Annotated in this window: 20 protein-coding genes; 9 read left to right on the forward strand and 11 right to left on the reverse strand. The window is 60.0% G+C overall.

Translation table 11 applies throughout. The features are described 5' to 3' along the window. The first annotated feature begins 74 nt into the window (after nt 1-74). The 3 genes from rimM (at nt 75) to rplS (ending at nt 1,953) form a co-directional block, all read left to right on the forward strand. Nucleotides 75-650, forward strand: coding sequence for a ribosome maturation factor RimM (gene rimM / locus AAFH49_RS17160; RefSeq protein WP_342300100.1), 576 nt, complete (start codon nt 75-77; stop codon nt 648-650). 76 nt (nt 651-726) lie between these two features. Next, nucleotides 727-1,401, forward strand: a complete 675-nt coding sequence (gene trmD / locus AAFH49_RS17165) for a tRNA (guanosine(37)-N1)-methyltransferase TrmD (protein WP_342300101.1) — start codon at nt 727-729, stop codon at nt 1,399-1,401. Nucleotides 1,402-1,569: 168 nt separating this feature from the next. After that, the gene (gene rplS / locus AAFH49_RS17170) at nt 1,570-1,953 is read left to right on the forward strand and encodes a 50S ribosomal protein L19 (protein WP_342300102.1); all 384 of its coding nucleotides are present in this window, start codon (nt 1,570-1,572) and stop codon (nt 1,951-1,953) included. Between the two features lie 108 nt (nt 1,954-2,061). Here rplS and AAFH49_RS17175 read toward each other — a convergent pair whose 3' ends face one another. Beyond that, nucleotides 2,062-2,466 (reverse strand): hypothetical protein, encoded by a 405-nt coding sequence (locus tag AAFH49_RS17175; RefSeq protein WP_342300104.1) that lies wholly within the window; start codon nt 2,464-2,466, stop codon nt 2,062-2,064. A 159-nt stretch (nt 2,467-2,625) separates the two neighbouring features. After that, nucleotides 2,626-3,333: a hypothetical protein gene (locus tag AAFH49_RS17180; protein WP_342300106.1), complete on the reverse strand. Its 708-nt coding sequence runs from the start codon at nt 3,331-3,333 to the stop codon at nt 2,626-2,628. Between the two features lie 276 nt (nt 3,334-3,609). Between AAFH49_RS17180 and AAFH49_RS17185 the strand changes: the two genes are divergently transcribed. From AAFH49_RS17185 to AAFH49_RS17200, 4 genes are all read left to right on the forward strand, one after another. Then, nucleotides 3,610-4,017, forward strand: a complete 408-nt coding sequence (locus AAFH49_RS17185) for a 6-pyruvoyl trahydropterin synthase family protein (protein ID WP_342300107.1) — start codon at nt 3,610-3,612, stop codon at nt 4,015-4,017. Then, a complete protein-coding gene (folE, locus tag AAFH49_RS17190) occupies nt 4,010-4,669 on the forward strand; it encodes a GTP cyclohydrolase I FolE (protein WP_342300109.1) in 660 nt (219 codons plus the stop codon). Before AAFH49_RS17185 ends, folE begins: the two co-directional genes overlap by 8 nt. Nucleotides 4,670-4,764: 95 nt before the next feature. Beyond that, nucleotides 4,765-5,697: a TIGR01777 family oxidoreductase gene (locus AAFH49_RS17195; RefSeq protein WP_342300110.1), complete on the forward strand. Its 933-nt coding sequence runs from the start codon at nt 4,765-4,767 to the stop codon at nt 5,695-5,697. Nucleotides 5,698-6,066: 369 nt separating this feature from the next. Next, complete coding sequence (locus AAFH49_RS17200; RefSeq protein ID WP_342300112.1) at nt 6,067-6,420, forward strand: hypothetical protein; 354 nt, start codon at nt 6,067-6,069, stop codon at nt 6,418-6,420. Nucleotides 6,421-6,455: 35 nt separating this feature from the next. On the opposite strand, the gene AAFH49_RS17205 is transcribed toward AAFH49_RS17200, so the two are convergent. From AAFH49_RS17205 to AAFH49_RS17245, 9 genes are all read right to left on the reverse strand, one after another. Beyond that, nucleotides 6,456-8,858, reverse strand: a complete 2,403-nt coding sequence (locus AAFH49_RS17205) for a penicillin-binding protein 1A (RefSeq protein ID WP_342300114.1) — start codon at nt 8,856-8,858, stop codon at nt 6,456-6,458. A 129-nt stretch (nt 8,859-8,987) separates the two neighbouring features. Next, a complete protein-coding gene (locus AAFH49_RS17210) occupies nt 8,988-9,446 on the reverse strand; it encodes a hypothetical protein (RefSeq protein WP_342300116.1) in 459 nt (152 codons plus the stop codon). A gap of 51 nt (nt 9,447-9,497) precedes the next feature. Further along, nucleotides 9,498-9,890, reverse strand: coding sequence for a hypothetical protein (locus AAFH49_RS17215; RefSeq protein WP_342300117.1), 393 nt, complete (start codon nt 9,888-9,890; stop codon nt 9,498-9,500). Between the two features lie 279 nt (nt 9,891-10,169). Continuing rightward, nucleotides 10,170-10,418: a hypothetical protein gene (locus tag AAFH49_RS17220; protein ID WP_342300119.1), complete on the reverse strand. Its 249-nt coding sequence runs from the start codon at nt 10,416-10,418 to the stop codon at nt 10,170-10,172. Between the two features lie 128 nt (nt 10,419-10,546). Then, nucleotides 10,547-10,768: a hypothetical protein gene (locus tag AAFH49_RS17225; RefSeq protein WP_342300120.1), complete on the reverse strand. Its 222-nt coding sequence runs from the start codon at nt 10,766-10,768 to the stop codon at nt 10,547-10,549. 26 nt (nt 10,769-10,794) lie between these two features. Beyond that, the gene (locus tag AAFH49_RS17230; protein WP_342300121.1) at nt 10,795-12,414 is read right to left on the reverse strand and encodes a DUF4153 domain-containing protein; all 1,620 of its coding nucleotides are present in this window, start codon (nt 12,412-12,414) and stop codon (nt 10,795-10,797) included. Between the two features lie 68 nt (nt 12,415-12,482). Continuing rightward, entirely contained in the window at nt 12,483-13,937 is a 1,455-nt protein-coding gene (locus tag AAFH49_RS17235; RefSeq protein ID WP_342300123.1) for a B12-binding domain-containing radical SAM protein, read from the reverse strand. 69 nt (nt 13,938-14,006) lie between these two features. Continuing rightward, entirely contained in the window at nt 14,007-14,300 is a 294-nt protein-coding gene (locus tag AAFH49_RS17240; RefSeq protein WP_342300124.1) for a winged helix-turn-helix domain-containing protein, read from the reverse strand. A 14-nt stretch (nt 14,301-14,314) separates the two neighbouring features. After that, nucleotides 14,315-14,995 carry a hypothetical protein gene (locus AAFH49_RS17245; RefSeq protein ID WP_342300126.1) on the reverse strand — a complete coding sequence of 227 codons (681 nt, stop codon included), beginning with the start codon at nt 14,993-14,995 and terminating at the stop codon, nt 14,315-14,317. Between the two features lie 439 nt (nt 14,996-15,434). On the opposite strand from AAFH49_RS17245, the gene AAFH49_RS17250 reads away from it, so the two are divergent. After that, nucleotides 15,435-15,914, forward strand: coding sequence for a hypothetical protein (locus tag AAFH49_RS17250; RefSeq protein ID WP_342300127.1), 480 nt, complete (start codon nt 15,435-15,437; stop codon nt 15,912-15,914). 68 nt (nt 15,915-15,982) lie between these two features. Continuing rightward, nucleotides 15,983-16,798 (forward strand): class I SAM-dependent methyltransferase, encoded by an 816-nt coding sequence (locus AAFH49_RS17255; RefSeq protein ID WP_342300128.1) that lies wholly within the window; start codon nt 15,983-15,985, stop codon nt 16,796-16,798. Nucleotides 16,799-17,037: the final 239 nt, after the last annotated feature.

Genomic DNA, 17,037 nt, shown 5'->3' on the forward strand with positions numbered 1-17,037 from the left:
AAGCGTTTGGGAGTTGTGAGCCGGACCGGCTGGCAACCCCCAAACGCTTTTTCGTTATCCCCTCCCCTACGACTATGACGCTCGACGAAACCTATCAGCTCGGCTACCTCATCAAAACCCACGGCCTGCGCGGCCACCTAGTGGCGCACTTCGACGTGGACGATGTTTCGGCCTACACCAAGCTCAAAACGGTGTACCTCACCCTGGCCGGCGCCCCCACCAAGCTGGTGGAGCACCAAATCGAAAAAGTGCAGCCCCAGTCCGGCAACAAGGTACTAATTAAACTACGCGGCATCGAACGCATTGAGGAAGCCGAGCCGCTACGCGGCTCGCAGCTGCACCTGCCCCTGGCCGCCCTGCCCGAGCTGGAAGAGGACCAGTTCTACTTCCACGACGTCATCGGCTTCACCGTGGTTGATGAAAACCTGGGCACCCTGGGCACCGTGGAAAACTTCTACGAGCTGCCCCAGCAGGACATGCTGGCCATGCGCTACCAGGGCCAGGAAGTGCTGATTCCGGTAGTGGATGAGCTAATCAGCCACGCCGACCACGCCAAAAAGGAGATTTACGTGAACCTGCCCGACGGCCTGCTCGACGTGTACCTCAAACCCAGCACCCGCCAGCAGGACGAAGCCGACGAAGCGGAGTAGCGCGGACTTTTAGTCCGCGAGTAACAACCTCCGAATGCACTGACCGACTCGCGGACTAAAAGTCCGCGCTACTGCCATGAGAATCGACATCCTCACCTGCCTGCCGGAGTTGCTGGTCAGCCCCTTCGCCCATTCCATCGTGAAGCGGGCGCAGGACAAAGGCCTGGCCGAAATCCACGTGCACCAGCTGCGCGACAAAGCCATCAACAAGCACGGTCAGATTGATGATTTCGTGTTTGGCGGTGGGGCCGGCATGGTGCTCCGCGTCGAGCCCATTGCCGCGTGGATGGACGAGTTAATGGCCCAACGTACCTACGACGCCATCATCTACCTCACGCCCGATGGCGAAACCCTGCGTCAGCCACTGGCCAACCGCCTCTCGCTGATGCAGAACATCATCATGCTCTGCGGCCACTACAAAGGCATCGATGAACGTATCCGTCAGACCTACATCACCCACGAAATCAGCGTGGGCGACTATGTGCTGAGCGGCGGTGAACTCGGCGCAGCCATTCTGGTTGATACTGTGGTTCGGCTGCTGCCCGGCGTGCTGGGCAACGAGGAATCGGCCCTCTCCGACTCTTTTCAGGACGACCTGCTGGCTCCGCCCATCTACACCCGGCCGGCAGAGTGGCGCGGGCAAGCCGTGCCGGAAATTCTGCTTTCGGGCAACACGCCCAAGATTGAAGAGTGGCGGCACGACCAGGCCCTGGCCCGCACCCAGGCCCGCCGTCCCGATTTGCTCTCGTAGAACACGCTTCAGCTTGTTCTTTTTCTGAATTGGCAGCAAATCAGGGAACAAGCTGGCTTATGTTCTACAAACCCCTTGCTATCATCACCGGAAAGCGCTATCTTTGCGCTCCGTTTCGTAAAATACTAATTCCCGACGGCGGCGCCGTCTTTCGCAATTTTCTCAGCCATGAGCGTACTACTTGACTTTATCCAGGCCGAATCGCAGGAGCGCCGCGCCAGCTTCCCTCTGTTCGCCGCCGGCGACACGATTAACGTGCACGTGAAAATCCGCGAAGGTGCTAAGGAGCGCATTCAGCAGTTCCAGGGCGTTGTTCTTCAGCGTCGTAACCCTAGCTCCAACGGCGAAACCTTCACCGTTCGCAAGATTTCGAACCAAATCGGCACCGAGCGTATCTTTCCCCTGCTGTCGCCTAACATCGAGAAAATCGAGGTTGTGCGTCGCGGTAAAGTACGTCGCGCCCGTCTGTTCTACCTGCGTGGCCTCTCGGGCAAGCAAGCTCGTATCAAAGAGCGTCGCTTGAACCAGGTTGCCAAGGCTCCCGTAGCTTAAGCATTGCCGCAACCTTCGGGTTGTTGTTAATAACAAAAAAGCCGGTCCCACATGTGGGACCGGCTTTTTTGGGTTTGTAGCAGCACCAATTGGCGCTGAACGGGCAACCTAGTCGTGCGACGACATATCCTGCGGCACGGTGCCATCGGGCGTAACGGAGCCGCCTTTCAGCTGCGCGGCCACGGCCGACAGCGTTTCGCCCAGCTTGGCTACGCGCGGGGCGGTGTTGCCTTCAGCAAAGTTGGCGGCTTGGGTGGTATTGGTGCCCATACGGGCCAGCAGGGGGGCAATCACGTTCACATCGAGCGAGCCGCTGCCGAAATGAGCCTTCAGGGCCTGCAGGTCGACTACCAATTGGTGGAAGGCCGGGTTGTTGGCCGCTTTCAGGTCTTCAATCCAGCGCTGAAACTGATTATCGAGACCGGCGCGGTCGGTTACTTCGGAGAGGTCGCCGGCGAGGAGATGGATGGCGCTATCGAGGTGTACCTGGTTTTGAACTTCGGTCTTTTCCATGGGTGGGGTATCTTGGGTTGGGTTAATACGGCAGTAGCTACTGCCTTTATTGCCAACGTAGTTTGGCCGGTAGGGTTGGCCGCTGGGCAAACAAAAAGCCCCGCCGGTGAGGGCGGGGCCTTTTGTTTTATAATGTGTGTCTGCCGAATCCGGCCCGCACTACTCAATCTTGTTCAAACGGTCCTTCACGGCTTCCAGGGCCACGCGCATGTTCACAATGTCGCCGCGGGCAGCTTCTTGCTCTTTCAGGTTGGTGTCGATGAGGTTGTTGAACTGCTGGAGTTCAGCGGCGTTAGCCGCCAGCATCTGCTGAATTTCCAGCTTGCGGGCCTTGTTCTTTTCGATGTCCTTCTTGATGGTGTTAGCCTTCTCGATAACGGCCATGTGGTTGTTTTGCGAGGCCACCAGAGCGCGCTCGGCTTCCGAAATCTGCGACACCAAATCTTCGCGGTACATCATGCGGGCGAAGTCTTTCAGGTACTTCTCAGCCGATTTCCATTGCACGGGCGTCGACTCTTTGCCGAGGTAGGCGTTGCCGAGGTCAATGCTCCACCAAACAGTGGTGCCGGTGGGCGTAGCGTCGACCTTGCTGATAACGCGAATCGGGTTGGGTGCAATTTCTTCGATGATAACCCCGTCCAGCGTGAGCACGCCTTTGGTGTTCTTGAGCTTGCTGCCGAATTTATCACCTAACTGCTTGAGCCAGGCAGCTTCTACGCGGCGGTTATCGAGCTGCATGCTCACCTGCTGGCCTTTGCGCGGGATGCTGTTGATTGACTTATCTGCTTCATCAACAGGGGATTTTTGGGCATAGCTACCCAGCGTAGCCAGGCATATCAGGATTAGAACTAGTACGCTTCGTTTCATGGGAATAAAAACTTATGAAAGCATTAAAAATGGTCGGTCAGAAAGCCGTTGCTAACGGTACCGTTGTCCGGCTTTTCAAATTTAGGACCTTTATTCTATGCAACTTCGGCCAACCACTACTTTTTTCAGAATAATGCCGTTTTTGTTGATTTATTCATATCAGGGCCACATTAAATTCTACAAAAGTTTATTATTGCGACTCCAAGACCTCAGAATACTACCAGTCTGGGGCAACGCGACGCAACAAAGTATCGCAATCTGAGGTTCTAGCCGCCTATGCTGATAACCGTTTGCCGAACTGAGCATTTCAACGCTGCCCACCGCCTGCACAATCCCGCCTGGGACGATGCCCACAACCAACAGGTGTTTGGCAAGTGCAACAACCCGCATTTTCACGGCCACAACTACAACCTGACCGTGCGGCTGACCGGCGAAATCGACCCGGAAACCGGCTACGTGTACGACCTGAAGCGGCTGAGCGACTTGATTAAGCACGAGGTGCTTAACCGCTACGACCACCGCAACCTGAACCTGGATACGGAAGAGTTCCGGCATCTAAACCCCACGGCCGAAAACATCGCCGTGGTAATTTGGCAGCGCCTGCGCCCGCATCTGGACGCGGCCCTGGCCCTATCGGTGACGCTCTACGAGACGGACCGTAACTTTGTGGAATATCATGGATAACCCTTCCGGACCGGTTCCGGCCACCGACGCCCATTTGCCTGCGGGCCTGCGCACTCCTCTTCGCGATGATGCCTTCGTGCGCTCTGATGAAGATAAGATTACGGCCATCAGCGGCCATTTTGAGGCCATTATGCGCGAGCTGGGCCTCGACCTGACCGACGACAGCCTGGCCGGCACGCCGCGCCGCGTGGCCAAGATGTACGTGCAGGAATGGTTCAAGGGCCTCGACCCGAAAAACCGGCCCGAGGTACGCATGTTTGACAACCGCTACGACTACCACCAGCTGCTGGTGGAGCGTGACATCACGCTGTTTTCGTGCTGTGAGCACCATTTCGTGCCCATTATCGGGAAGGCGCACGTGGCGTATTTGCCGGGCAGCCATGTGGTGGGGCTCAGCAAGCTGAACCGCGTGGTGCAGTATTACGCCCGCCGGCCGCAGGTGCAGGAGCGCCTCACGCGCCAGATTGCCGAGGAGCTGAAGCAGAGCCTGGGCACCGACGACGTGGCCGTGCTCATCGAAGCCGACCACCTCTGCGTGATGAGCCGGGGCGTGAACGATACCAGCAGCTCGACGCTGACCAGCGAATATGGCGGGCGTTTTGCTGAGGATGAAGCGCTGCGGCGGGAGTTTCTGCGGCAGATTGGGAAATAGATTGGATGGATTGTGGTGGGACCGTTATTCGGGCCACTTGGCCGGAGTAGCGGCGGCTTAGAATGACGGTTTTACTTTTGTTCGAAATACTAACCATGACCGATACTTCACCTCGCAAAGTCCTCATCACCGGCGGCACCGGCCTCATTGGCACCCGCCTGGCCGAAATGCTGATTGACAGCGGCTACGAGGTGGCGCTGCTGAGCCGCGAGCCGGCCAAGAGCAGCCACTTCCGCAGCTTCCGGTGGGACCCACAGGCGGGCACGATTGACGAAGCGGCTATCCCCTTTGCCGATTATATCGTGAGCCTGGCCGGGGCCAGCGTGGCCGATGGCAAGTGGACCGATGAGCGCAAGCGCGAGATTATGACCAGCCGCTTGGGCGGCCTGGCGCTGCTGGCCCGCGAGCTGGCCAAGCCCGGCCACCACGTGCAGGCCGTGATTTCGGCCTCGGCGGTGGGGATTTATGGCGATGCCGGCGACAAGCTGGTGACCGAGGAAACGCTCCCGGTGCTGTCTACGAACGACTTTCTGGTTGACGTATCGAACCAATGGGAGCTGGCGGCCGCGCCCATCGCGGCGCTGGGCATCCGGACGGTGATTCCGCGCATTGGGGTGGTGCTGAGCAAGGACGGCGGGGCCCTGCCCCAGATTGCCCGGCCGGTGAAGCTGGGTGCGGGCGCGGCGCTGGGCAGCGGCCGGCAGTACATGTCCTGGATTCACCTCGACGACTTGTGCCGCCTGTTTATTGCCATGCTGGAAGACCCGACCTGGCACGGCACCTACAACGCGGTGGCCCCCTACCCTGCCACCAATCAGGCCTTCACCGAAGTGCTGGCCGAGGTGCTGCACCGCCCGCTGATTCTGCCCAAGGTGCCGGCCTTCGGCCTGAAGCTGGCCATGGGCGAGATGAGCGAAATCGTGCTGGCCTCGCAGAATGTGAGCGCCCAAAAGGTGCTGGCCCACGGCTTCACCTACGAGTATCCGGAGCTGCGCGGGGCGCTGGAGGCGCTGTACGGAGGGGAGTAGAACGGCCGGCGTGGGCCAGTCGACGGTTCCGGAAAGGCTTCCAACGCTTCCGCAAGTCATTCAACGGTTCCGGAAACCTTTCCAACGGCTCCGCAAACCATTCAACGGCTCCGGAAAGGCTTCCAACGCATCCGGAAACCGTTCCGATGGTTCCGGAACCTCGTCCGACGGCTCCGCAAGCCAGCCGATGGCTCTGAAAACCGTTCCGATGGTCCCGCAAGCTGGCCGATGCATCCGGAAAGCCTTCCGATGGTTCCGCAAGCCAGCCGACGCATCTGAAAACTCATCCGATGGTCCCGCAAGCCAGCCGATGGCTCCGGCTGGGCATCCGATGGTGAGGTAAATTCCCCTGCTATTGAGTTACAATCAATGATTCATTCTAATACGCCCGAATACGAGCATATGCTGACTATGCTTAAGGATTTTATTGCAGTAGAATTAGGCGTTGATAGAGCGGCATTAACAGCCGAAACCCGAATCGAAGACGATGTTTCTATCGCAGGACTCGATACCTATATCTTTTACGAAAACTACTTTTCCACTTTCGGAATCAGCAATCCGAACGATTTCCCAGTGGATGAATACGTGACATCGGAGATACCATTGCGGCACCTGTTACTGGGGATTTTCTCTAAAAATGAGCATCAGAAATTACATCCCAAGCACACGACCTTGGGGCACTTAACTCGCGTAGCCCTGATGAAGAAGTGGTTTAATCCGTAGCTTTTGGCTATAAATCGCCAAAAACTCCTTTACAACTAGCGCCCGCCCTTCACGCTATCCGGGATGCCGCCTCCGTTGTTCATCTGCTCCAATAGATTGTCGGCGGCGATGGTGTCCACGGCCTCGGCACGGCGGCGGCTGGGTTCCTCGGGCGACACGCAGTTATACTTCTTGGTGATTTTGACGGTGGGCTGCGGGAAGTGGCCGGGCGTGTAGCCGAGGTCTTTGTCCTTGTACACCTTCTCCATGAACTTGCCGAAGATGGGCAGGGCCGTGCGGCCGCCTTCGCCCTGCTGCGAGCCGGTGAAGTGGATGCTGCGGTCTTCGCCGCCCACCCACACGCCGGTCATCAGGTCCTTGGTCATGCCCATGTACCAGCCGTCGGAGTAGTTGGAGGTGGTGCCGGTTTTGCCGCCGATTTGGTTGTCGTTGTGCCAGAGGTCGTAGTCCCAGAGGGCCTGGGAGGTGCCGCCGGGCTCTTCCATGCCGCCGCGCAGCATGTAGGTCATCAGCCAGGCGGTTTCGGCCGGGATGGCGCGGTGTTGCACCGGGTCGAATTGCTTGATAACGTTGCCGTTGCGGTCCTCGATGCGGGTAACGAGGCGCGGGTCGGAGCGGAAGCCGGTGTTCATGAACGTGCTGTAGGCGTCCACCATTTCGTACACGCTCACGTCGCCGGCCGAGCCGAGGCCGATGCTGGGCACGGCCAGTAGCGGCGAGGTGATGCCGACTTTGTGAGCGTATTTGGCCACGTTGTCCCAGCCCACTTTCTCGGTCAGCTGGGCCGTCACGGAGTTCACGGAGCGGGCCATGGCGTGGCGCAGCGTCATATTGATGCCGGTGTATTCGCGGGTCACGTTGTCGGGCTTCCACTCCATGGGCTTGCCGTTTTCGACGTAGTTGATGGTAACGCGCTGGTCGCGGATGCGGTCGCAGGGCGAGTAGCCGTTGTCGAGGGCCGTGAGGTACACGAAGGGCTTGAACGTGGAGCCGGCCTGGCGCTTGCCTTGTTTGACGTGGTCGTACTTGAAAAAGCGGTAGTCGAGCCCGCCCACCCAGGCCTTGATGTGGCCGGTGAAGGGGTCCATGCACATCATGCCCGATTGCAGAAAGTGCTTGTAGTAGGCCAGCGAATCGAGCGGCGACATCACCAGCGTGGTGTCGTTGTCGTCGTGCTTCCAGGTGAATACCTTCATCGGCCGCTTGGCATTCAGGGCCGAATCCAGGCGTTGGGGCTGGTTGCGGTAGTGGTTGGCGAGGGTTTTGTAGCTCTCGGTGCGCTTCATCTGGGTCAGGATGAAGTCGGGAATGACGTTGCCTTCGTCGTCCACCCACGGGTCCTTGCCCTTGTTTTTCCAGAAGTTGTCGAACTGGCGCTGCAAGGCCTTCATGCGTTCGTGCAAGGCTTCTTCGGCGTGGGCCTGCATGCGTGAGTCGATGCTGAGGTAGATTTTGAGGCCGTCGCGGTACATATCGTGGCCCGTGCTGTCGCACCACGCATCCACAAACTGGCTGATGGCGCTGCGGAAGTAGGTATCCGGCCCGTCGATGTGCTTCTCGACGTGGTAGTCGAGCACGATGGGCATGGCTTTGAGGGCCGTGATTTCGGCTTTGGGCAGCACGCCGGCCTGGGCCATGCGGTCGAGCACCACGTTGCGGCGGCGCAGCGCGGCGGCCGGGTGGAACTTGGGATTATAGGCCGTGGGGTTGTTGAGCACGCCCACCAGCATGGCGGCCTGCTCGGGTTTCAAGCTATCCGGTGAGGTGTTAAAGAAGGTTTTGGCCGCCACTTTGATGCCGAAGGCGCTGGAGCCGTACTCCACGGTATTGAGGTACATCCGCAGGATTTCCTCTTTGGTGTAGCGCTGCTCCAGGTCCACAGCCGTGAGCCATTCCTTGGTTTTGGCCACGATGGTACTCACCACCGGGATGTAGCCCAGCGCGCCCCGGCTCTGCTGGCGGCGGATTTTGTAGAGGTTTTTGGCCAGCTGCTGGGTGATGGTGGAACCGCCGCGCTTCTCGCCGCGCAACGACGAAAATACCCCGCCGAGCACAGCCTCCAGGTCGATGCCCGAGTGCTTGTAGAAGCGCACGTCCTCGGTAGCAATAAGTGCCTTGATGAGTACGGGCGACATCTTATTGAGCGGCACTGGCGAGCGGTTTTCGCGGAAATACTTGCCAATCAAGACCCCATCTGAAGTGTAGATTTCCGAGGCCTGCTCCACCTTGGGGTTCTCCAAATCGGCCAAGCTGGGCGACTTGCCGAAGAGGAACATGAAATTGGTGCTCACCAGAAACGGGTACACCAGAAATAGAATGACGACGAAGCCGAACAGCACCCAGGCCCAGCTGGCCACGCGCAACGGCCAGCGGCGGCGCGGCGGCTTGGGTTTAGCGCCGGAAGATGAAGCGGAAGGAGACGTTTTGAGGTCGGCCATGCGAGGCGGCAAGTGGGAAGCGGAGTCCAGGCTCCGCCACGAAGAACGGCAAATATACCAGTTGCCTCGCCCTAACGGGAAAATTTAGCCCGTTGCCACAATACGTGTGGCACGAGTACCATGCGGGTTCTAGTGGCGCTGCCGGGCCGTCAGAATGGCTTTGTGGTGCACGTTGCGCTGGGCCTTGGCGCGGCGACGCTGCCAGCGCCAGCCCAACTCGCCCAGGGCCAGCAGGATAATGCCTAGGCCGAGGAAATAGCTCCAGTGCAGCAGGCGAATCTGGCCTCGCGTGGGCGAATCCAGCTCCTGAAAGAGAAACAGGCCCCACAGCTCATCAATCAGGGTGAAGCCCCACACCGCCGCCGCAAAAACGCGCCCCACGCGCCCCAGCGCCAGCTGCCAATGCAACAGGTATAGCGCCACGCCGGGCAGCGCCGACAATAACACCAGCGGCGCGGCCTTCACTAACGGCAGGCCCAGGAAGATGATGCTCAGCGTTTCCTTAAGGACCTGCGCGCCGGCCAGGGCTCGGCCAAAGCGCGAGAGTTTCGGAACGACGGCCAGCGGATGGAGGTGAGAAGTGGGCATAGGGCGGGACAATGCAGAGCGGCTAATTGGCCCCAAGATACTGAGCTTCGGCTAGTAACGCCGCGCCATGATGCGCGAGGCCTGGCAACGCCACGTGAGGACGATAATCAACAGGCCTTTTACGGAATCCAGCAATAAATTGTCGGGCTTGCCAAAAGCAAAATAAATACCCGCCCCAATGCCTATCCACCACACGCCCAGCAGGTAGCACCAGGTAGCAAAGCCGGGCCGCCGCTTCCAGACCTGCACTACGGCCACGGCCGCCACCAAAGACACAAACAGCAGCAGCCACGCCACGATGTAGGCCAGGAATGTAGTATCGGGGCCATATTTCACCCCGAACTGCTTTAGCGTGAAAGCCGGTGCGAAAAACGCGCCCCCCGTCAGCGCCAGCTCGATGAGCAGGGCGATGATGAGCACAGTCAGAAGCAGCTTACGGGCCATGTAATGTAGGCGATGATGGTGCCGTAGCGGGCTGTTCTCAGGATGGGAAGCCCAACGGGCCGCCAAGCTAAACAATAATCTTTAATAAATCATTATTTCAAGTTTCGAGGTCAAGCTCGCAATCGAATCCGACTGCTGTAAGTGCTTAACTGGAGGTTTAAAAACAGCTTTTGCCAGGACATGTGGTCTGTTTGCCGAATACGGCTTTTTACATAATCCCCTGATTGGACAAGTCCCAAAAGGCATTCCCATAAGAAGGCAATGCCTCCTGAACCGCGACTACTGCGCGATGATGCTTCCGAGGTTAAAGCAGATGAAAAAGGCAAATCCAATTACCAGCAGCGCCACTGCAACATAAACAGGCAATGTCGCTCCCCACAGCATAATCCGAATCAAGCCGGGGCCGTGGCATTCCTGCAGCCACGCTCGCAACACTCTGATTACCTGAATGCCGCCAGCTTGGAGCAGGAGCCCCAGCACAATCCAATTCCACAGGTGGGCCTTGGGGTGGTGCGGCCATATTTCCATCCGAAAGATTATGCCCAGGCCGGCTATGATAGTGGCTGCCGCTGTGAGCCACAGCCGGGGCGGCACCACGGGCCATTGCGGCAGCCAATTCCATTTATTAGAGCGCATGATTACGCGGGCAAGCGCCCCTACTGCCGCGACCACAGCAGCATGAGTTGGGTGAAGGCCAGCAGTAGCAGCGCCAGCAGCACAATGGTGGCTGGCAGCACGCCGCGTATTAGCCGCCGCCAGCGGGCATCGGGCGAGGCGGCGCGCTCCTGCCAAGCCAGCAGCAGGCCCAGCGCGGCCACATCGCCGATGCAGAACAGAACACCGAGGAAAGTGAGAGCGAATTGAGAGATGGAAGCCATTTTATGCTCTTATTGACAAGTGACTGTTAATTTTTCAGCTGCTCGTAAGCCTGCCAGTCGGCGTAGGTGAAGCCCTGCCAGCCGGTTTGGGCCGCGTGGTGCGCCCGCCAGTTAGCCACGGCCACGTTGAGCTGCTGCTGCGCGGCAGCGGCCGGGATGGTGGTGGCATTGCCGTACTGGTCCTCGGTGGTGAGGTGGGCGGCAGCATCGAGCTGGCTGCGATGAGCCACCAGCGTGGGCAGAGTACGGCCTGGCATGGACAGCAGAAAGCCCACATCGATGCTGCGAAAGCGGGGCTGGAGGTTGTACTCGGCAATCCAGACTTCCCAGTTGCCAGCGGCGAGCAGCAGCAGCACCGCGTACACGGCCAGCGAATTGAGGCGGATGAGGCTGTAGGCCGAGCGGCGCTGCCAGATTTTCAGCAGCACTGTGGCTAGCCCGAAGAATACCAGCAGCAGAAAAAAGCACACGCCGATGCGCTTGTAGGCGATGCCGCTGTTAAGGATGTAGTAGTAGTTGCGCAGGCCCACTGAGATGGCCAGCACGGCATTCTGCATCACCCACACGGTAGCGCCCCAGCGCAGCCACGGCAGCCCGGGCTGGTAGAAATTCAGGTTGCGGCGGAAGAACCACAGCACGATGCCCATGGCGAGCAGGATGCTGAAAATGAGCACATACGTGCCTTCGTGCACGAACTGGGCGAGGTCAAACCCCGGCGCGGGCTCAAACCCAAACCAGAGCCAATTGATATCGATGGCATTCACCGCCAGCAGCAGCACGTTCACCAGCCCGAAAACGGCGGCGGCGGCCAGAAACTCTTTGCGCAAGTCCAGCATCCGGGTGTGGCGGAAGCTAAAGTCCGGCCGGCGCACGCCGAAAGAGGCCACCCGGTCGCGTTGCCGCCGCACAATCTCCCCGAAGCGCGACTCGTGGTCGGCGAAATAATACACCGGCACCACCACCACTACCCCGGCCGTAACCAGAAAGCCCAGCGCGATAAACAGCAGGTGACCAATGGAAATATCGGGCAGCAGCCGCCCCAGCCACTCGCCGAGCTGCGCCAGCACTTGGCCGCTTAGCGCCTCATAACGCGGGTTGGCCACCGCAAAGAGCACGTGGAAAGCCCCCAGAATGCCCAGCGGCACCAGAAACAAGCGGCCGTAGAACCAGCTTCGGCGCACGCCGGCCCCGGTATTGCGCGGGGCACGCACACTCCGCAACACCCGCAGCCAAGCCTGCGCCAGGCTGTTGGCCGCCGTGAGCAGGGCGTAGAGCACCAGCTTCAGGTGCGGCTGGTTCACGTAGCCCAGCAGCAGCAGCACCGAGGCCATGCAGGCCAGCGCCGCCGCCCCAGAGCCATATACTGCCATCATGGCGGCCCCAAACAGGCTGCCGCCCACCATCAGCCAGAAGTAGCCCGAGCGGCGCGCCGCCGCGTGGCGGGGTAGCATCAGCAGCTGCGCCACCACGATAAAGGCCGTGAACACCAGCATGTTTACGCCGCCGCCTTCGCGCCAGAAAAGCCAGTCGAAAAGCACCACGCCCAGAGGGAGCAGCACCTTCTGAATGGTTGAAAGCGAAGCCGCAGGTACGGATGACATCGAAGCAGCATCCGAATCTTCGGACAATGGAATGACAGGATTCATTGAAAATGAACTAAATAGATGAGGTGAATGAGTAGAAAAAGTCTGTAACTGACCGGCGGTAGCGCGGCCTAGTGCGGCAGCACGGGCAGCGGCAGAAAAGTGGCCGAATCAGCCGGCTCCAGAGATGCCCCCGACGGAGCAGTGGGGTCAGAACCCTTCCGCACCTTGCTCAGAATGGCTTCGAGCAGCGGGCGCATCGCGTCGAGGTGGCGCGACTTGATGAGGAAATTCCAGAGGGGCTCGAATTTTTTCCAGCCGCCGGCGTAGGCGAAGTGCTTGAGCTGGTGGCGCAGCGTGTCGTGCACCAGGCTGGCTTTGGTGATGTTGGCCCAGGAATAGAAGTCGCGGTAGGCCTGGTCGTAGCCGTCTTTTAGCTGGTGGGCGGTGAGATGCGGGCCGGGGCGGCACACCACGGTGCGGGTGTCGTACTCGTTCCAGCGGCGGTGCAGCAGGCGGTTTTCGGCCTCCATGCGCTGGAAAAGCGCCGTGCCTGGATAGGGCGTGGCAATGTGAAAGGTGGCCGTGGTAATGCCCTGGCCCACGGCCCAGTCCACGGTGCGTTGGAACACGTCGGGCCGGTCATCATCGAGCCCGAACACGAAGCTGCCGTTCACCATGATGCCCAAATCGTGCAGCCGCCGGATGGCCGCCGCGTAATCGCGGCCCAGGTTCTGGGGCTTGTTGCTGGCCTTCAGATTTACCGGGCTCAGCGTTTCAAATCCCACAAACAGGCTGCGCAAGCCCGCCTGCGCGGCCTTCTCCAGCAGGCCATTATCGCGCAGAATGCTGTCCACCGTGGCCGCCCCCTGAAACAGCCGCCCCATGCCGCGCATTCCCTCAAACAGCCCCGTGGCGAAGCGCGTATGGCCCAGCAAATGGTCGTCGAGGAAGTAGAGGTGGCGGCCCGGCAGGCGGTCGATTTCGGCCAGGGCATCGTCTACGGTCTGGGTGTAGAAGCCCTTGCCACCCTGAAAAAAAGCGTCCTTGTAGCAGAAATCGCAGTGGTGCGGGCAGCCCCGCGTCACCACAATGGAATTGGGCACGAGGTAGCGCTCCCGCTTAATCAGGTCGCGGCGGATGGGCGGAATGCCCGCCAGCGTGCGCCCCGCCCCCGACACGTAGCGCGACCGGGCCCGCCCCGCCTGCCAGTCCCGCAGAAACTCCGGAAATATTTCCTCGCCCGGCCCCAGAAAAATGCTGTCGGCGTGGGGCACGGCCTCATCGGGCAGGCTGGTTACGTGCAGGCCACCCAGGCACACATAGGCTCCACGGGCGCGGTAGTGGTCGGCCAGCGCATAGGCGCGGTAGGCGTTGGTGATGTACACCTGGATGATGACTAGGTCGGGCGCATCGTCCAGCCGCAACGCTTCCACGTGCTCATCCTGCAAGTCCGCTTCCCAGTGGGCTGGCAGGTAGGCCGCCAGCGTGGCCAGCCCCAGCGGCGGAAACAGGGAATACTTTATCGGCCGCCAATAGGGGTTGGTGGCTTCCGTAAGGGCGGGCAGGATGAGTTTTACGCGCATGTTAAAGAACTTTGAATTACAAAGTATAAATGCAAAAAAAAGAGCCTCGATGGCTTCTTTTTCAAAAAATCAGGGCCGCAGCAGCTTCTCCAGCGTGGCTAGGTGCTGCTGAAACGCGGCCTTGCCGGCGGCAGTGGCCGTGTAGGTCGTGTTGGGCTTTTTGCCCACAAATTGCTTGCTCACCAGCACATATTCGGCCTTTTCGAGGGCGGCGACGTGGCTGGCGAGGTTGCCATCGGTTAGGTCAAGAACTTCTTTTAGGTCGTTGAAGCTCACCGATTCGTTGGCCAGCAGCACGGCCATCACGCCCAGCCGCACGCGGTGGTCAAAAGCCTTGTTGAGGGTATGAATGAGGTGCTTCACCGGGATACTACAGGTTATTGGGCCGCTGCGCCGGCCGCGCCCGGCCGCTCGTAGCGGTTATACATCAGCAGGCCGTAGCCGATGTGGCCCAAGCCAAAGCCGAGCGCAAAGTAAAGCAGGCCCCAGCCGGGTTGCAGCATGGCCAGCAGCCCCAGCACAATTTGGGTGAGCCCCAGCCAACGGATTTCGTCCAGCGTGTACTTGCTGGCATTGAGCAGCGCCAGGCCGTAGAACACCAGTAGGCCCGGCACCACCATGCCCGCATCGCCGCCCAGGTACAGCCGCAGGCAGAACAGCCCGCCCGCCACCAGCGGCACCGCCAGGGCCACGGCCACGCGGCGCGCCGGGCCGCTCCACAGCGTCTGGCCGCTGCGGCGGGTGCGGCGCTGGGTGAAGAAAAACGCCACCAGCAGCGCCGCCGCAATCACGCCGCCCGCCAGCAGCAACAGAAACGGCAGCGCCGCCTGCCGCTCCGGCGCGGTGCTGGCCACCAAGTGCGAGTAGCCGGTTGGGCCGTACTCGCTGGGGTATTGGTTTTGCAGGTAGAAATGGCCGGCGGCTGCGCCCAGCAGCGCCACCACACCCGCCCCTACCCCGCTCAGGCCGGAAAGCGACAAAAAGCGCGAGCTGCGCTCCATGATGGCGCGGATTTCGGTGAGTTGGGCAAGCGGGTCGGGAGCAGCGGCGGGCTTCATAATTATCGAAGTGCTTTGTGATGCAAAGTTGATAAAAAGAATTGATATGTTGCATCACCCAGCCCACTTTTTTATTTCACCCGTGAAAGCATCTGCCAACCCGTGGAACCGTAGCGCGATGCCTGGACTATCACGCTGCTGGTGTTGGCCACTACTCATTTCTGCCCCTGTCTCAAACCGGGACGGCTTGCGGATAAACTGAAATTTCAGCCCAACAATCCCAACCCGAATCCCCTAAAAATCAGCTGGCTATCGGGTCATTTTTCAGGCCGGCTTACAGTATCGATTTGGGAGTAAATTTTCCCAAAAATATACTTAACCTCATCGCAAACCACTCATTTACAAGGCTTCGTAGCTCGGCAAAGTTTCCTTGATTGTGCCGCCGCAGCCAGCAATAGCGCAATCGGGCGACGATGCCCCATCCTCACTTATTTATGCTATGCCAACTTCTTCGCAAACCACGGCCACGACCCATACCCTTGCCATCTGGTTTTTGACCAACCTGGGCGGCACCGCCTGGCTGACATTGGATTTTTGCCGCGATTCTCCCGCTGATGCCATGGTGCCATTGATTATCGGGCTGGTGGCGGCTGGGCTGTCGCTGGGGGCGGTGCCGCTGGCTATTCCCTTGTTTGCCCTGGCGCAGCACCATTGCACCGCCTGGCGCTGCCGGCTTACAGCGCTGGCCGTGGTGCTGCTGGGCTTTTTTGCCAGCAACTACCTGATAATAAATTTACTGCCCATTGGCCCGGTCGGCAGCCTGTTGAGCATATCGCAGCCATACTTGGTAACAGCGGTGCTGGCCGTGATGTGGGTTTACCGCCCCCGGCCCACCCCGAAACGGTCGTTGGTTTGGCTGTTCAAACCCGCCCGCATCACCCGGCGCGTGGCCATCAAATTAGCTGGCATGGCGAATTAGGCTCCGGTATTCCGGTGCTTCTGCGGCTTATTTCGCCCAAGCCCGGCGCTGGTGCGTATCATCGGGCCATGCGCCTTCGCTTACGGTTGTTCGAATTTGAGGATTTGCCCTGGTTCCCGGCCACCATTCGGGCCGGGATGATGGACTACCTGCGGTTCATGATTTCGGCGCTGGGTACCTACCGGCCCATTGCGCCGCTGCTGGCCGAGGGCCTCGCCCGCACCGCCCAAACCCGCGTGCTGGAGCTAGGTGCCGGAGCCGGCGGCGGCACCGAAACCGTGCTGGCCGCCCTGCACGCCCTGGGCCAGCCCACCACCATCACCCTCACCGACCTCTACCCCCAGCCCGCTGCCTGGGCCGATATCGCCCGCCGCACCAACGGCAACATCGGTTACGAGCCGTCATCGGTAGATGCCCTGGCCGTGCCCGCACAGCTGGCAGGTTTCCGCACCATCTTCTCGGCCTTTCACCACTTCCCGCCCGACGCGGCTACGGCCATGCTGCGCGATGCCGTGCGGGCCGGCACCGGCATCGGCGTGTTTGAGGGCGCGGGCAAGCACTGGGCCGAGCTGCTGCTGGCCCTCACGGTGCTGCCCGTGGCGCAGCTGCTACTCACGCCGTTTTTCCGTCCATTCCGGCTCAGTCGGCTGGTCTTCACTTATCTCATTCCCCTCATTCCACTCTGCACCATTTGGGATGGGTCGGTGTCGCTGCTGCGCATGTACTCAACGGGGGAACTGCTGGCCCTGGCCCATGCCGCCGACCCAGCGGGTGCATTTGCCTGGCAGGTGGGCAAAAAGCGGCACTGGTGGGGACCGCAGGTTACATACCTCATCGGTTGGCCAGTTGAGGCTGCGCAACCGGCAAAAACCCACGAAACCTAAGCCGCAGCTGTTTCTATTGCAGCTTTTGCCCACCTTTGTGACCGCCGGCTCCGTTGGCCTTGCCTAATCGATTTAGACCATTGCTTACTGCTTACAAAAAGGCGCTGCCGCTGCTGCGCATCCCGTTTTCCGTTTACCTCATGCCCGTATTCTGGTTTGGGCTGAGCGCCTTGCGCGGACCTTGGAGCGGGTGGCGGGCCGTGGGTGTATTTGTGGTGCTGCACCTGCTGGCTTACCCC

The organism is Hymenobacter segetis, from assembly GCF_038448715.1.
Classification (GTDB): domain Bacteria; phylum Bacteroidota; class Bacteroidia; order Cytophagales; family Hymenobacteraceae; genus Hymenobacter; species Hymenobacter segetis.

Excerpts from the sequence above, each read along its gene's own strand:
- AAFH49_RS17180 (WP_342300106.1), bottom strand. The coding sequence starts at position 3,333 with ATGAAACGAAGCGTACTAGTTCTAATCCTGATATGCCTGGCTACGCTG.
- AAFH49_RS17230 (WP_342300121.1), bottom strand. The coding sequence starts at position 12,414 with ATGAATCCTGTCATTCCATTGTCCGAAGATTCGGATGCTGCTTCGATG.
- AAFH49_RS17195 (WP_342300110.1), top strand. The coding sequence starts at position 4,765 with ATGACCGATACTTCACCTCGCAAAGTCCTCATCACCGGCGGCACCGGC.
- AAFH49_RS17235 (WP_342300123.1), bottom strand. The coding sequence starts at position 13,937 with ATGCGCGTAAAACTCATCCTGCCCGCCCTTACGGAAGCCACCAACCCC.
- AAFH49_RS17200 (WP_342300112.1), top strand. The coding sequence starts at position 6,067 with ATGATTCATTCTAATACGCCCGAATACGAGCATATGCTGACTATGCTT.
- AAFH49_RS17175 (WP_342300104.1), bottom strand. The coding sequence starts at position 2,466 with ATGGAAAAGACCGAAGTTCAAAACCAGGTACACCTCGATAGCGCCATC.
- AAFH49_RS17185 (WP_342300107.1), top strand. The coding sequence starts at position 3,610 with ATGCTGATAACCGTTTGCCGAACTGAGCATTTCAACGCTGCCCACCGC.
- AAFH49_RS17220 (WP_342300119.1), bottom strand. The coding sequence starts at position 10,418 with ATGGAAATATGGCCGCACCACCCCAAGGCCCACCTGTGGAATTGGATT.
- folE (WP_342300109.1), top strand. The coding sequence starts at position 4,010 with ATGGATAACCCTTCCGGACCGGTTCCGGCCACCGACGCCCATTTGCCT.
- AAFH49_RS17205 (WP_342300114.1), bottom strand. The coding sequence starts at position 8,858 with ATGGCCGACCTCAAAACGTCTCCTTCCGCTTCATCTTCCGGCGCTAAA.
- AAFH49_RS17245 (WP_342300126.1), bottom strand. The coding sequence starts at position 14,995 with ATGAAGCCCGCCGCTGCTCCCGACCCGCTTGCCCAACTCACCGAAATC.
- AAFH49_RS17210 (WP_342300116.1), bottom strand. The coding sequence starts at position 9,446 with ATGCCCACTTCTCACCTCCATCCGCTGGCCGTCGTTCCGAAACTCTCG.
- AAFH49_RS17250 (WP_342300127.1), top strand. The coding sequence starts at position 15,435 with ATGCCAACTTCTTCGCAAACCACGGCCACGACCCATACCCTTGCCATC.
- AAFH49_RS17225 (WP_342300120.1), bottom strand. The coding sequence starts at position 10,768 with ATGGCTTCCATCTCTCAATTCGCTCTCACTTTCCTCGGTGTTCTGTTC.
- trmD (WP_342300101.1), top strand. The coding sequence starts at position 727 with ATGAGAATCGACATCCTCACCTGCCTGCCGGAGTTGCTGGTCAGCCCC.
- AAFH49_RS17255 (WP_342300128.1), top strand. The coding sequence starts at position 15,983 with ATGCGCCTTCGCTTACGGTTGTTCGAATTTGAGGATTTGCCCTGGTTC.
- rimM (WP_342300100.1), top strand. The coding sequence starts at position 75 with ATGACGCTCGACGAAACCTATCAGCTCGGCTACCTCATCAAAACCCAC.
- rplS (WP_342300102.1), top strand. The coding sequence starts at position 1,570 with ATGAGCGTACTACTTGACTTTATCCAGGCCGAATCGCAGGAGCGCCGC.
- AAFH49_RS17215 (WP_342300117.1), bottom strand. The coding sequence starts at position 9,890 with ATGGCCCGTAAGCTGCTTCTGACTGTGCTCATCATCGCCCTGCTCATC.